The following is a 12542-nucleotide window of genomic DNA, read 5'->3' as shown; positions in this document are numbered from 1 at the left end:
GCAGCATGATCGTCGCGTAGTTGTCGAGGACCGCCGTCTCCACCCGGGCGACGGGCAGGTAGGGCAGGTCGCAGGCGTGCTGCTGCCGGCCCCGGCAGAAGTAGTAGAAGTGCAGGTCACCGGTGTGACTCTTGCCCCGCATGATCATGAGCCGCCGATGGCAGCGATGACACCAGACGACGCCCTTGAGGTAGTGGTTGTGGTTGCGCTCGCGGACCCCACCGGCGCGGCGAGTTTCGAGCATGTGCTGCACCCGGTCGAAGACCTCCGGTGCGACCAGCGGTTCGTGCCGCCCCTGGTATTCGACCTCCCGGTAGGCCACGTAGCCGAGGTAGTACCGGTCGCGGAGCAGGTTGCCGAGCGAGTTCAGCGAGAGCGGGGTTCCCGCCGGGTACCGCTTGGTCGGCCGGGTGCGCAGACCGGCGTCGCTCAGGGCCGCGATCAGCGCATGGAACCCGTACTTACCGGTCGCGTACAGCTCGAACGCCATCCGGACCAGTGGGCCGCGCACCGGGTCGACGGCGACCGTGCGTACCTCTCGTCCCTCGAACTTCTCCCGGACGTTGAGGTAGCCGATCGGCGCCCGGCCCACCGAGCCACCTCGAACGATCTTCTGACCCATCTTGTACGCGATGTCGGCTCCCGAGGCCCGGGACTGGTACTCGTTGACGCCGTCGAGCACCGTGGCGACCAGGTCGCCGATCGCCGAGTCCTCGGTGTAGTCCATGACCGAGATGAGGGTGACGCCCGCCTTGCGGAGGTCGCGTTTGGTGATGGCGGCATCGATCGAGTTGCGGTGCAGCCGGGAGCGGGCGTAGACGAGCACGTAGTCGACGCCCTTCTCAGCTTTGAGCCGGGCCATCATCTCCTGGAAGACCGGCCTGCGGTCGACGGTCGTAGCGGAGCGGCCGGGCTCGACGAACTCGGTGACGATCTCCGCGTCCAGTTCGGCGGCACGGCGCTGGATGGCCGACCTTTGGGCCGGCAGGGAGATGCCTTCCGGGTCGTAGTCGGTGTTGACCTGCCCGGCCGAGGACACGCGCAGGTAGCTGAATGCCCGCTTGCGACGCGAGGCCATGTATTTCCTCCTCAATCCTGGTGTGGTGGTGACTTGCGGACGACGTCCTCGGCGATCACGGCGAGCACGCGGGCCAGGACGTCAGGGTCGATGCTGATGCGGCGTATCTGCCGCCGTGGGCGGCGGCGCTCGGATCGGGGTGCCGGTCTCGTCATCCGGGCGGATGTCCGTCCGTCGTCCGTCCGCGCGAATCGGTGCGCAGACGCGCGCGGGGGTACGGACGTCCGCGCGGACGTTCCGCACTACGCATCGGCGGCTCGCCAGCGTCCCCGGTTGACCTGGACGACGCGGTCGGCGGTGGCGTGAACCTGAAGTCGGTCGTAGATCCATGTGCGCCTCATTCCGGTGAGCTGCATGAGTTGCGGGACGGAGAGTCCCTGATCAGGGGCATCGGCCAGGGCCGCCCAGAACGTGTCCTCCGGGTCGGTGCCGGGGAGGAGGTCGGGGTCGAGGACGTCGTCGGCGCCCGTTTCGATTGCGTCGGCGGAGAGCTGGTCCAGGTCGGGGCGTTCAGGGGCGTAGCGCTCGGCGCAGGCGCGGACGTTCTCGTCGGTGACCAGGTAGGCGCGGGCTCGGCGCGGCTGGCCGAACCCTTCGGCCGAGACGAGGAACTTGCCGGGTGCGTCGAGGGTGTGCGCGTGCCAGCCGGCCGTGAGCATGCCCTGGCCGAGAATCAGGTCAGTGTCCCGGCGTTCACGGACGCGTAGGCACAGCCGGACGTCCATCTGGGAGCGGACGGCGCCCTTGCCCATGGCCTGCTGGGTCGGGCGTTGGGTGGCGGCCAGCAGGGTAACGGCGACCGCGCGGCCGCGCCGGGCGACCGAGTCGGCGCTCTCGACGGCGGCGGGTGCGTGGTCAGCGAGTTCCGCGTACTCGTCGATCACGATGACCAGAGCGGGGGCTCGCTCGGTGGGGAGCCAGAGCCGTGCGGAGCTGTCGCCCATCGCGCGGGCTCGCGCTTCGAGCACCTGGACGGCGTCTCGCAGCATCGCCGCCGCCTCAGTCGGGGTGGTGGCGAGCCTGGCCAGGCAGGGCGCCCACGGGCGTAGTTCCATGCCGCCCTTGAGGTCGATGCCCCAGAGAACGACGTCCGGGCAGGCGACCAGGTTGCCGATGATGACGTTGAGGATGCCGCTCTTGCCGGCCCCGGCGATGCCGCCGATGAGCACGTGCCGCCGCAGCATCGGGACCCGAACATCAGTCGCGTCCTCGAAGACGCCAAGCCGGATCGGATCGCTGACCGATCCGGCGGCCGGGCCGGGCCACGGCACGGCGTTGGCGTGCGGGTCCTCGGCCAGCACCCGCATGACGAAGCGGCCGGCGTGTGCCGGGTCCGGTTCGACGCGGACCGCGCCGGGCCGGGTGCCGAGCCCGGATTCGATCGCGGGGACGTGGGCGATGACATCCGCGACGGTCTGCCCGGCGCGCAGTGTCATCCTGGCTCGCCAGCCCCACACGTCGACCACCGCCGACAGCACCCGGGAACCCGCGAGGCCGATCTGTTCGGCCAGGTCGGGCCAAGCCTGGATGGTGCGGTCCACGCGGACCCGGGCTCGCCGCCGCCGATGCGCCCACCACGGGATGCCGCCGGTCACCGTCGCGACCAACAGGAGGATCTGTATAGGCCGCTGCCCCGGGCCGAGGGCGGTGGCGGCGGTGAGCCATCCACCGCCGACGACGGTCACGACCGTGGCGTAGGTGCGTTCCTCGGACCGGGTCGCGCCCCATGGCACACCGCGCAGGAAGGCGAGCAGTGCCGCCGCACCGGTGACCACGAGCGCCCAACCCCAGCCGCGCGAGTGTGCGGCGTGCAGCCACAGGGCGGTCAGGTCGAGGGCGGCGGCGAGGGTGAGCGGGGCCAGTTCGGAGCGGTACCGATATGCGCACCGGCCGAGTGCGGCGAGCACGTCGATCAGGCCGGGCCGGTCGTCGACCAGAAGGAGCGGTTGCCCGTGACGGCGCCAGCGCCGGTGCCGTCGGCCGTAGGCCCTCATTGAGGGCCTGCCGTGATCAGCGTGTCTCGTTGCGCGGTTACCTCGTCGCGCACGTAGTAGAGCGCGTCGTCCTCGCCGTCGCGGTGCGCCGCAAGGGTGGCTCGGGCAGCGGCGAACAGGTTCGCGTGCTCGATCCGGGTCCAGGCCAGCAGTCGACGGAGCCGTTCGACCTCGGCGAGCAGGACGGGAACGTCGGCGACGGCGGTCCAGACGTCGAGCGGGGTTCGGCTGTTGAGCGCGGTGTGCAGGTGGGTCCAGATGGTCTCCTCGTCGAGGACGGGTCGCGGGCTTTCGGGGTGTGTGGTCATGTGGCGGGTTGCGCCTCCTTTCGGTCGGATGTCGCGGCTGGGGTCGGCTCACTCGACTCGGCCGTGAGCCGTCGGCGGAGTTCGGTCGCCCGGGGGCCGGCGATGCGCAGGGCGGTGCGGAGCGCGTCCCTGGTGATGGGGTGACCGTCGTGACCGGCGCGGTAGCGGGCGTCGGCTTCTCGGGCGGCGGCCATGAGCTGGTCGTCGGTCCGAGGTTTCGCACGGCGCCGGGACCGGCGACCGGACTCGGGACCGGTCCGGGCAAGGGTCTCCGGGACGGGGGCGGACTGATTTCCTGCCCCGTCCTCGGTCCCGTCCCGGGTCCCGGACCGTGCACCGTCCTCACGCGGCCGGTTCGCCTCCTCCGGGTGGACCGAGCGGAGGGCGTGCAGGTGCGCGGTGAGTCCGAGGACCGCGGCCGGGACCGCGCCGACCGAGACGACGATGGGCCAGCTCACGGTCAGCAGCCCGACCGTGAGCATGTGGTAGACGGCGTTGCCGATGATGCTCGCGCCGATCGCGCCGATGGCGTTGGCCTGCGCGTAGCCGCGACCGCTGCGCGATCGGCCCGGAGCGAGCCAGACCCGGGTGGACGTCATCGCGTACGCGTCGATGGTGAGCGGCAGCAACCAGGCGAGCCGCTCGGGCCAGCCGGCCGCGAGTGCCAGTCCGCGCAGGCCGGTGAAGCTGGCGGTCGCCGCCGAGGCGGCGGCGACCGCCATGCCGACCATCACCCAACCGTCGCGATGGCGGGTGGTCGTCATGGATTCCCCTTCCTAGAGGTGAAGTCCGGAGATGAAGCGGGCGAGGCTCTGGAGTCCGTCGGCGATGCCGGGGCCGAGTGACGAGGCCGCGAGCAGGTAGCCGAACAGGGCACAGATCGCGGCCTGCCAGAGCGGCAGGCGGGCGTACCGCCAGAGCAGATAGACGAAGACGCCGAGCAGCAGGACGGCCGAGACGGAGACGATCACGCGGGCCGCCGCCGGTCCGTCGTGCGGCGCCCCTTGCGGCCGGGACCGTTGCGCCTTGCCGCGTTGGCCCGGCGCCGCTGCCACCGATTCCGGGCGGAGCACTTCCGGCACCGCTCGGGGTGTTCGGCGTCGAGCCGGGCACCGCAGTCGCACGTGGGCTCCTCGCCCGGACGGGGGTTGCTGAACATGGGTTCCTCCCTTCACAGGGAGCCGCTTCATCCGAATCCTTCGCCATGAATCTGAACATGTTGAACATGTACAGATCTAGAGTCGTGACGTTTCCCCGGCTTGTCAAGCAGGGTCTGGATCGATGCGGCTCTCGCTCTGTCGGCGCGGTCGCACCGACGCCAACGAGAATGCGCTGGATCAGCGGGACGTGATCACCACGTAGCTGGACGTGTGCGAGATGTCTGTCCTAAAGTGAGCGTCTTGCCGGGACGTCCTAGCCTGAGATGACGATGTCGAACGATCGCCTGCGCACCTCACTCCTCGAACGGGGAATCACCCCGGCCGATCTCGCCGTAGCCTTGAAGGTCGATCCCAAGAGCGTCGAACGATGGATCGCAGGCCGGACGCCGTACCGCCGGCATCGGTACGCGGTCGCCGCGAAGCTCGGTGTCGACGAGGCCTACCTGTGGCCCGACGCGCTGTCACGCAGCCAGGTCGCGGACGCCTCGGAGAGCGAGATCGTCAACGTGTTCCCGCACCGCTGGGCCGTCCCGTCCGAGACGTGGCGCAACTTCTTCGAGGCCGCCGAGGTCGAGATCGGCGTCCTGGTCTACAGCGGCTTGTTCCTCTCCGAGGACGCCGGCGTGCGCAAGGTGCTCCGGGAGAAGGCCGACGCCGGCGTGCCGGTGCGGATCCTGCTCGGCGATCCGAACAGTGAGTCGGTGGCGCAGCGCGGAGCGGATGAGGGCGTCGATGACGCCATGGCCGCGAAGATCCGCAATGCACTGGTGATGTACCAGCCGTTGCGGGACCTCGACGGCATCGAGTTCCGCCTGCACGACACGGTGCTCTACAACTCGATTTACTGGGCCGACGACCAGGTTCTGGTGAACACCCACATCTATGGCTTCACCGCGGCCGAGGCCCCGGTTCTCCGCCTGCGGAAAGTCGCCGGTGGCAGCATGGTCAGCACCTACCTGGACAGCTTCGAGCGCGTGTGGGACGGCGCGACCCCGTTGGAGTGAGGTGACCGGTCATGTCAGGCCGTATCGACTACTTCGATGATCCGGACGCCCCGGCCGCGAACTCGATCGTCCCCTCGGTCAATGTCGTGGCCGCTGATGAGCGAGGCCGGATCCTGCTGATCCACCGCACCGACAACGACAACTGGGCCTTGCCGGGCGGCGCGATGGACTTCGGTGAGTCGCTGCCGGAAGCGGCGGTCCGGGAGACGTTCGAGGAGACCGGGATCAAGGTCGAGATCACCGGGCTGGTCGGCCTCTACACCGATCCGCGGCACGTCATTCTCTATACCAGCGACGGCGAAGCACGTCAGGAGTTCTCCGTGGTCTTCACGGCGCGCCCCGTCGGCGGTGAGCCAACGCCCAGTGCGGAATCCCGCGAGGTGCGGTGGGTGGAGCCGGGCGACGTTGCCGGATTGACCATGGACCGCTCGATGCGGATGCGCATCGAGCGGTACCTGGCCCACGAGGAACGGCCTCACCTTGGCTGACGGCGGATGGATCGGCGACGCCGCAGACACCTTCTCGGCCATCGGCACCGTGGGCGCGTTCGTGGTGGGATTCCGGCTCCTGCGTAAGGAGCAGCGCCGGGAAGCGGAACGGTCCGAGGATGAGCGCAAGGAACAGGCTGCGAAGATCAGCGCCTGGGTGGAGATGCACCGCAAGGTGGATGGCAGTCGTGAGCTGGCCTTTCACATCCACAACGCCAGCGACATGCCGATCTACGAGGTAGAACTACCGCTACCCAGCCCGGACGGCCCGGAGGTCACCGAGTTCGTCGGCCTCGTGCCGCCGGGCCAGACCATCCGCCGGCCGGCGCCCGCCGACTGGCTGCGGACGTACGTCGACCCCGAACCGATCCAGATCGAGTTCCAGGACAGCGCCGGCCGGCGATGGACCCGTGACGAGCAAGGCACGCTGGTTCAGGCGGGCCAGTCCACCGACTTAACCGGCCCGGAAGCCTGACAGGCCGGTGATCACCCGCACGGAGTGCACGATGCGGGGACCGACCTCGGCAATGGAGTCCGCGACGACGCTGCCGGGCGCATATCGCGCGGCGATCTCCTGAAGCCGCTTCTCGACCTCCACCGGATCGCCGTCGGGGCTGGTGGTCATGTCGCTGTAGACCATCGCGTGGGCGGGCAACCCTCCGACGGCGGGGAACTCGTCCTTCATCTCTGCGGCAAGCCCGCGTCGACCGGCTTCGACCACGGCATAGGAGTGGTGGGCGACGAGCCGGCAGATGATGTCGTCGGCGTGCGTGACGTCCCGGAGATACCGCGCGCCGTCGAGCGCGTGGGAGCCGCTCTGAACCAGACTCGGGGCGTAGCCGATGTCGTGCAGCCAGGCCGCGCACACCACCTTCTCGGCGTCGTCGCCGAGTAGGTGGGCGATCGATTCGGCTTTGCGGCCGACGCCCTGGGAGTGTGCCCAGCGGCGCGGCAACGTATCGATCAGAAGGTCCCTTGCCAGGTCGCGCGCCCACGAGACATCCTCCACACGACCGAGACTAGCGGTCTAGAACAAAGCGGCCCTTCCCGTGAATCGACTCGATGAGGCCGGCGCCCTCCAGTTCGGCCAAAGCGTGCCGGGCGGTTCCCCGGGCGACGCCGTACCGCTCGGCCAGCGCGGATTCGCTCGGCAGCGGGTCACCGGGGGCCAGCTCGCCGGACTCGATGAGGGCGCGGAGTTCGGCTGCCATGCTGCGGTACTGCGGCATCGGGGTGTGGCTCGCCTCGATGCCGTCGACCACGGTCCGGCCCCGGCCCGGCTGGGTGACGAGAAGTCCTTCGGCCGCGAGTTCGTCTAGGGCGCGGCGCAAGGTGTTGCGGGAGACCTCGTACTGCTCGCACAAGGCGGCTTCGGAGGGAAGCTTCGATCCCGGAGCGAACTCGCCTTCGGTGATCCGGGCGCGGATGGCCACAACGATGCTTTTGTACGCACCCCATGCTGTCGTCCGTGGCGCCAACGGTGTCCATCCTCCCGGCCGTGTCACTGCTGAGCCGAGCGTAGTGGCCAGTGTTTCACCGGGGCGGGAGAGTCACACCGGCCTCGGCGGCGTTACCCAGAATCGCCGCCAGGTCGGCAGCGACCTCGCAGGTGACCGCCCCGAGCAGGACGCCGGGTGCGGCGGAGCCGTCCCAACCACTCCGGAGCCCGGGGAACGCCATGCCGACATCGAAGCCGACTTCTTCGAGGGCGAGCGCCAGCCGATCGGCGGCCTGCCGTGCGGCCTCGGCTTGGTGAAGGTTGTCGTCGGCCACTATCGGCACTCCCTCTCGCTCGGTCGTCATCGGCGCCGAGCCGGGCGGGCGTTCGGCCGGACAGTTCCTGATGTTCGATCCAGGATCCGCGCATGATCACGGACTGTGAACCGCGTCCTGGGACGTCTTGGGACTTCTTGGCTATGCTGGCTGGAACTCCACACCCGGGGAGGAACGCGATGAAGCACCCCCTGTCTCGGGCGCTGCGCTCGGCCGGACTCGATGCCGTGGATGTGGCCGGGCGGCTCAGCGTCGATCCCAAGACCGTTGACCGGTGGATCAGCGGCCGGTTGCCGTACCCGCGTCACCGCACCGCGCTGGTGGCGTTGACCGGATGGCCGGAACGCGACCTCTGGCCCGGCATCGACGCTCGCGAGCACGCGGCACCGGACACCGGCGACATCCTGATGACGTACGCCCAGCGCTGCTCCGTACCCGCGGACACCTGGCGGAAGCTGTTCGCCGGCGCTGAGCGGGAGGTCGGCATCCTCGCGTACAGCAGTCTTTTCCTGGCCGAAGACGCCGGCGTCCTGGGCATCCTTCGGGACAAGGCCCGAGCCGGCGTACGAGTTCGGATCGCGCTCGGCGACATGGACGGCGCTCAGGTCGCCCAGCGCGGTGCCGACGAGCGGATCGGCGAGATGATGTCCACGCGCATCGACAACGCGTTGATCCTGCTCCGGCCGTTGATGGATGAGCGGGGAGTGTCTGTTCGGTCGCATGACACCGTGCTTTACAACTCGATCTACCGGGCTGACGACGAGTTGATGGTCAACACCCACGCCTACGGCTGTGCCGCTTCTCGGTCGCCCGTCCTGCACCTGCGACTGGCGACCCAGGGCGGGATGGCCAGCACCTACCTGGACTCGTTCGAGAGAGTGTGGGCGGCGGCTCAGGAGTTGCGGGCCCACCCGACGAAGCGGTCAAAGACGGCGGCCGGATCGGCACCCGGCTGATCGACGATCGCATCGGCCAGGTGCAGGCCCAGATAGATCATCCGACAAGTTCGGTCCGTCGTGGCGACGATGTCGTCCTTGGCCGGTTCGCAGGGCCAGGCCGCGCCGCATTGACGGCACTGCCAGGACGGGCGGTCGGGAACATGCAGCACGCCGGCGCTCATTCGGCACCGCCGTTGCTGCGCCACCGCTGCCCGCGGGTGAGTAGCGGGGTGAGCAGGATCGTCGGCCCATCCCAGGACGTACCCGGCAAGATCCTCGATGCCGGACCGGCGGACGCCGGGCCTGACGTTCGGGTTGGTGCAGGCGAAGGGGATGCCCGCTTGGCTTGGCAGGGCCAACCGCTGAGCCCACAGGTGCAGCCTGAACGCCATGGCGCCCACCAGCGGCGTGACGGTCGATGATCGTTTCCGAGGCGGTGCTTCGGCGGGGTCGAGGTCGGTGCATGCCGACGTGAACGTGGCATCGCTTCCTCCGCAAGCTGACGAGCAAACAGAGGCCCGGTCGCACAGCGTTGGGAGCATGTACGACCGGACCCTGGTTGACGCCGTTGCCACCCCGCACCGCACGGCTTCAGGGCGCGTCGTGACCCCTGGAACGTGGCTGCCTCGGCGTTGCTCACAGCCTCGAACCTGCTTAGCAGCAACCCAACCACGTCTTGCCGGACGTCTAGGGAATGTCTTGTCGTCCCTACTGTGGTCCGGCCAGCGGCAGGCCCCGTGCAATCGATGAATTGGCTTTCTTCGATCAAGGAGCCGCGCATGCACGGCATCGCCCGGCGCGCCGGCCGATCCTTTGCTGTGGTATCGACCCGAGGGATGCCTTCGGCGGGAGCACCCGGCTTCCGGAAGGCTGGCGCTAGTTTCCACCGAAAAGCAGTATAAGTGCTCGATCCCCAATCTTGCTTCTTTCGGACTCATATTCTTGCGATGTGCTTTCTCGCAATAGTTCGGGAAACTCTTCGCGCATCTGTAGCGCTTCTGCTGTCCGGCCGGCCTTCTCGAACGTTTCAAGCAGTAGGCGCATCGCGCCGCGGAACCAGAAGATTCTAGAAATGTTTTGCTTGGCCTTCGCGAGATACGCCATTGCGGCGGTCTCGGCATACGCGATGGCTGCATCGAATTCTTCTTCGCGCAAAGAGATTTCTGCCATAAGTTTGTTATAGTATCCGTTGTCCGGATCTGAGGCGTTCGAGAACCGCAAAGACTTCTGCAGGTTCGTCTTTGCGGTTTTCAAGTAGCCGGCTTCCATGCAATGGTGTGCGAATTCAACATAGACGGTTTCGAGAGCGTCTCGAACCTGTTCGGATTCATGTGCCCGAATCTCGTTGCTAAGTATCGTGATCGCCTCCGTGCAGTGCCGAAATCCGGCTGACGGCCTGCCGGCGGAACAGTAAGAGCCAGCAAGATTAGTCAATGCGATTGCGAGCTCGGTGCGGCGATGTGGCTTGCGTTGAACTACTTCCCGCCAAAGGCGGACGGCTCTCTCGCCAGCATCAACCGCTATTTCGTTGGATTCCATGTTTCGCTGATAGAGTCCCGCCCGACTGAGGCATATGGCGAGTTGGTCGGCATCATCGATGTCGTCATTGGCTATATAGAGTGCTCTGTAAATCGAAGCGCTTTCGGCGATATCATTGACAGCTTCTCCCCAAGACCCAACGTTCGACCTTGCTTCGGCACTGTCCATCAGTGCGCCTCCAAGATTGCGGAAGCGTTCGCTCAGTAGGTCATCTGAGCCGAGGTTTGCGACATCTGATACGAGTCCAGGTGTTCGTTTCCGATGCCACTGGGCGCGAAGGACCGCAATTTCCGACGTGAGAAACGCAAGTCGATCATTTCGGCGTGGCAACTTCGCCCAAACAAGATCCGTAGCTTTCGATAGTCTGTGCGAGCTTTCAGCCGACGAAAGCGCTGTGTGCAGCGAGTCAATTACGTCATCTTGTTGATCAGAGACGGCGGCTTCGATCAACCCCTCTAGATTCGCAATAAGGAAATCAGCAAAAATTTCCTTAATTCGGACGGAGTCCTCCGCAGATATCGTAAGAATGTGAAGCGCGCGAACCCGCTGATCAGTGGTTAACCCGCCCCAATCCAGTAACCCCATAAGTAGCGATCTAAGATCTGCTGTGTCTGCTAGAAGCTTCCCAATAAGAAGATCTGGCCCCAGTGCTCCCAGGCTCCCTGCGTTGTCATCGAACAGGTCCTCGAGCCAGTTTGCAATCCGCGAGCGGAGAGAGGGTGCGCCGAAGTCCGAGATGGCCTCAATCATCGTCTCAATTTGAGACAGTGCGGGACGTGTGAGCGCAACAAGTGCTACCGCCCGCTGAGACTGTATTGAGCTTAGCTCCGTCAATTCGTGTATGTATCTGGCCTCCTCCCAGCGTTCACGTTCGCGATCAAGAAGTCGAGTTAAGATAACGTCTTTGGGAGAGCGGGAAGAAACCGTTGCTTCTCCTGTCCGGCATAGGAGAAGGGCGTTCATGTGAATTAGCAGCGGCGTATCTAACCTCGAATATCCAGCTTCGTCAATTTTTGGTAGATCTATCCCAAATATTCTGCTATATGCAGTCAAAGCGTGCTGAGCATGGGAATTCCGCTCTGAATCGCTGATATCTGCTGATGTTAGAGAGAGCTTTAAGTCGCAGATTTCCTCAGCCACCCGCTTGGTCGCACGATTTAAGTTCTCCCACCAGAATCCCATACGGCGATCTAAGAGGAGTATCTTGACGGGCTGATGTAAAGCCATGCTATTTAAGTGAATGAGCAACTTACTCAGAGAGCTCTGATGACGGCTGGCGTAGTCAACTATAAGAAGAGTTGGATATGGAAGGCTATTGAATGACCATCGTTCAGAGTCCTCAGATGACAGAAGTCCGGCATCCCAGCCCTTCATTGCGAAATGCTGGGCCAGTTCGATAGCAAGCCGGGTTTTTCCGCTCCCGCCAGAGCCGATAACAATGGCCACGCTCAAGTTTGTGTTCTCTGCCGCCCAGCCCTTTAGCTGTTCCAGCTCGGTCGATCGCCCAACGAAGTCAACGACCGCGTACTGCGGATCCAGGAGCCACGAATCCGGATAGCGTTGAGGGAGGCGTTTAGCTATAGGACGTAGAAGAACCCCATCTTCGCCGACCGTCTTGAGACTGATATTGCCTACTAAGGATGAAAAATCCGGGCTAGATATCACTTGCGTTATCGGCGTAGCCTCTAGGCGGTTGCTTCCAAAATTCTTCGGAGAGTGAGTAACAATTCCAATTAGATAGGCATCGGGTGAGGAGAAAAGCGCTGCTCCTGACATTCCGCCCCAGGCGTCCGGCGATCCCTCAGTCGGTGTCTTTGTAGGTCCGCCATAGGGTGATGCGACGACTATCCGATTGCTCTTTTGAGATGCCAGAGGAAGCGTTGAACCGGCAATCGTGTCAGTATCTCTGGTTCCATTTATCTTGGCTTGAGACGCCGGAAAACCGGTTGCCCGACAGAGTACGGATTGACTCGGCGATAGGCGACCCCAGTCAATCGGTTGGAGAGCCAGCGATTCCTGAAAGAGCGGTTCTTCAACCTTAAGAAGCGCTGCATCGAGGCTTGGTGTGCCAGCCCAAACCACTGATGCGCTGGTCCAATCGGGTAATCCTAGCGGGCGTATGCTGACCGGCTTATCGTTCGTGTCACCTATGACGACATGCCGTGCTGTCAGGATAAGGTCAGGTGCAATGGCATAGCCCGTCCCGAGCCTTGATCCGTAAACTTCTACTATTAGTTCTTCCCTCACTGTCTGATACATT

At 65.3% G+C, this 12542-nt stretch carries 14 protein-coding genes and 1 pseudogene; 4 read left to right on the top strand and 11 right to left on the bottom strand.

Annotation, left to right across the window (positions count from 1 at the left end; translation table 11 throughout):
- Positions 1–31 precede the first annotated feature (31 nt).
- The 6 genes and pseudogenes from KZ829_RS44775 to KZ829_RS01445 all read right to left on the bottom strand — a co-directional run.
- Positions 32–1078, bottom strand: a pseudogene (locus tag KZ829_RS44775) (recombinase family protein); the annotation flags it as partial.
- Positions 1079–1089: 11 nt separating this feature from the next.
- Positions 1090–1233, bottom strand: coding sequence for a hypothetical protein (locus KZ829_RS01465; protein WP_220142063.1), 144 nt, complete (start codon positions 1231–1233; stop codon positions 1090–1092).
- An 87-nt stretch (positions 1234–1320) separates the two neighbouring features.
- Positions 1321–3072, bottom strand: coding sequence for an FtsK/SpoIIIE domain-containing protein (locus tag KZ829_RS01460; RefSeq protein WP_220142062.1), 1752 nt, complete (start codon positions 3070–3072; stop codon positions 1321–1323).
- Positions 3069–3380 (bottom strand): hypothetical protein, encoded by a 312-nt coding sequence (locus KZ829_RS01455; RefSeq protein WP_220142061.1) that lies wholly within the window; start codon positions 3378–3380, stop codon positions 3069–3071. Before KZ829_RS01455 ends, KZ829_RS01460 begins: the two co-directional genes overlap by 4 nt.
- Complete coding sequence (locus tag KZ829_RS01450) at positions 3377–4144, bottom strand: DUF2637 domain-containing protein (RefSeq protein WP_220142060.1); 768 nt, start codon at positions 4142–4144, stop codon at positions 3377–3379. The genes KZ829_RS01455 and KZ829_RS01450 overlap by 4 nt, the downstream gene beginning before the upstream one ends.
- 12 nt (positions 4145–4156) lie before the next feature.
- The gene (locus tag KZ829_RS01445; protein WP_246634890.1) at positions 4157–4453 is read right to left on the bottom strand and encodes a hypothetical protein; all 297 of its coding nucleotides are present in this window, start codon (positions 4451–4453) and stop codon (positions 4157–4159) included.
- Between the two features lie 356 nt (positions 4454–4809).
- Between KZ829_RS01445 and KZ829_RS01440 the strand changes: the two genes are divergently transcribed.
- Genes KZ829_RS01440 through KZ829_RS01430 form a run of 3 tightly spaced genes read left to right on the top strand, consistent with a single transcriptional unit; the run spans position 4810 to position 6507 of the window.
- Positions 4810–5544, top strand: coding sequence for a helix-turn-helix domain-containing protein (locus tag KZ829_RS01440; protein WP_220142059.1), 735 nt, complete (start codon positions 4810–4812; stop codon positions 5542–5544).
- Between the two features lie 11 nt (positions 5545–5555).
- Positions 5556–6032 (top strand): NUDIX domain-containing protein, encoded by a 477-nt coding sequence (locus KZ829_RS01435; protein WP_220142058.1) that lies wholly within the window; start codon positions 5556–5558, stop codon positions 6030–6032.
- Positions 6033–6081: 49 nt separating this feature from the next.
- Positions 6082–6507, top strand: coding sequence for a hypothetical protein (locus KZ829_RS01430; RefSeq protein ID WP_220142057.1), 426 nt, complete (start codon positions 6082–6084; stop codon positions 6505–6507).
- Here KZ829_RS01430 and KZ829_RS01425 read toward each other — a convergent pair.
- From KZ829_RS01425 to KZ829_RS01415, 3 genes are read right to left on the bottom strand one after another with little or no spacing between them, the layout of a single operon-like run.
- A complete protein-coding gene (locus KZ829_RS01425) occupies positions 6487–7041 on the bottom strand; it encodes an HD domain-containing protein (RefSeq protein WP_220142056.1) in 555 nt (184 codons plus the stop codon). The genes KZ829_RS01430 and KZ829_RS01425 overlap by 21 nt on opposite strands.
- 10 nt (positions 7042–7051) lie before the next feature.
- Positions 7052–7537 carry a GntR family transcriptional regulator gene (locus KZ829_RS01420; RefSeq protein ID WP_308285296.1) on the bottom strand — a complete coding sequence of 162 codons (486 nt, stop codon included), beginning with the start codon at positions 7535–7537 and terminating at the stop codon, positions 7052–7054.
- A gap of 28 nt (positions 7538–7565) precedes the next feature.
- Complete coding sequence (locus tag KZ829_RS01415) at positions 7566–7835, bottom strand: hypothetical protein (protein ID WP_220142054.1); 270 nt, start codon at positions 7833–7835, stop codon at positions 7566–7568.
- A 149-nt stretch (positions 7836–7984) separates the two neighbouring features.
- Here KZ829_RS01415 and KZ829_RS01410 point away from each other — a divergent pair, with 149 nt between their 5' ends.
- Positions 7985–8761 carry a phospholipase D-like domain-containing protein gene (locus KZ829_RS01410; RefSeq protein WP_220142053.1) on the top strand — a complete coding sequence of 259 codons (777 nt, stop codon included), beginning with the start codon at positions 7985–7987 and terminating at the stop codon, positions 8759–8761.
- On the opposite strand, the gene KZ829_RS01405 is transcribed toward KZ829_RS01410, so the two are convergent.
- Together KZ829_RS01405 and KZ829_RS01400 are read right to left on the bottom strand one after the other, a co-directional pair.
- The gene (locus tag KZ829_RS01405; RefSeq protein ID WP_220142052.1) at positions 8698–9135 is read right to left on the bottom strand and encodes a hypothetical protein; all 438 of its coding nucleotides are present in this window, start codon (positions 9133–9135) and stop codon (positions 8698–8700) included. The two genes, KZ829_RS01410 and KZ829_RS01405, sit on opposite strands and share 64 nt — an antisense overlap.
- Positions 9136–9619: 484 nt before the next feature.
- Positions 9620–12541, bottom strand: coding sequence for a S1 family peptidase (locus tag KZ829_RS01400; RefSeq protein WP_220142051.1), 2922 nt, complete (start codon positions 12539–12541; stop codon positions 9620–9622).
- Position 12542 lies beyond the last annotated feature (1 nt).

It is taken from the genome of Actinoplanes hulinensis, from assembly GCF_019429605.1.
Lineage (GTDB): Bacteria > Actinomycetota > Actinomycetes > Mycobacteriales > Micromonosporaceae > Actinoplanes > Actinoplanes campanulatus.
Note: the sequence above shows the minus strand (reverse complement) of the source record. Positions and strands in the feature narration are given on the sequence as shown.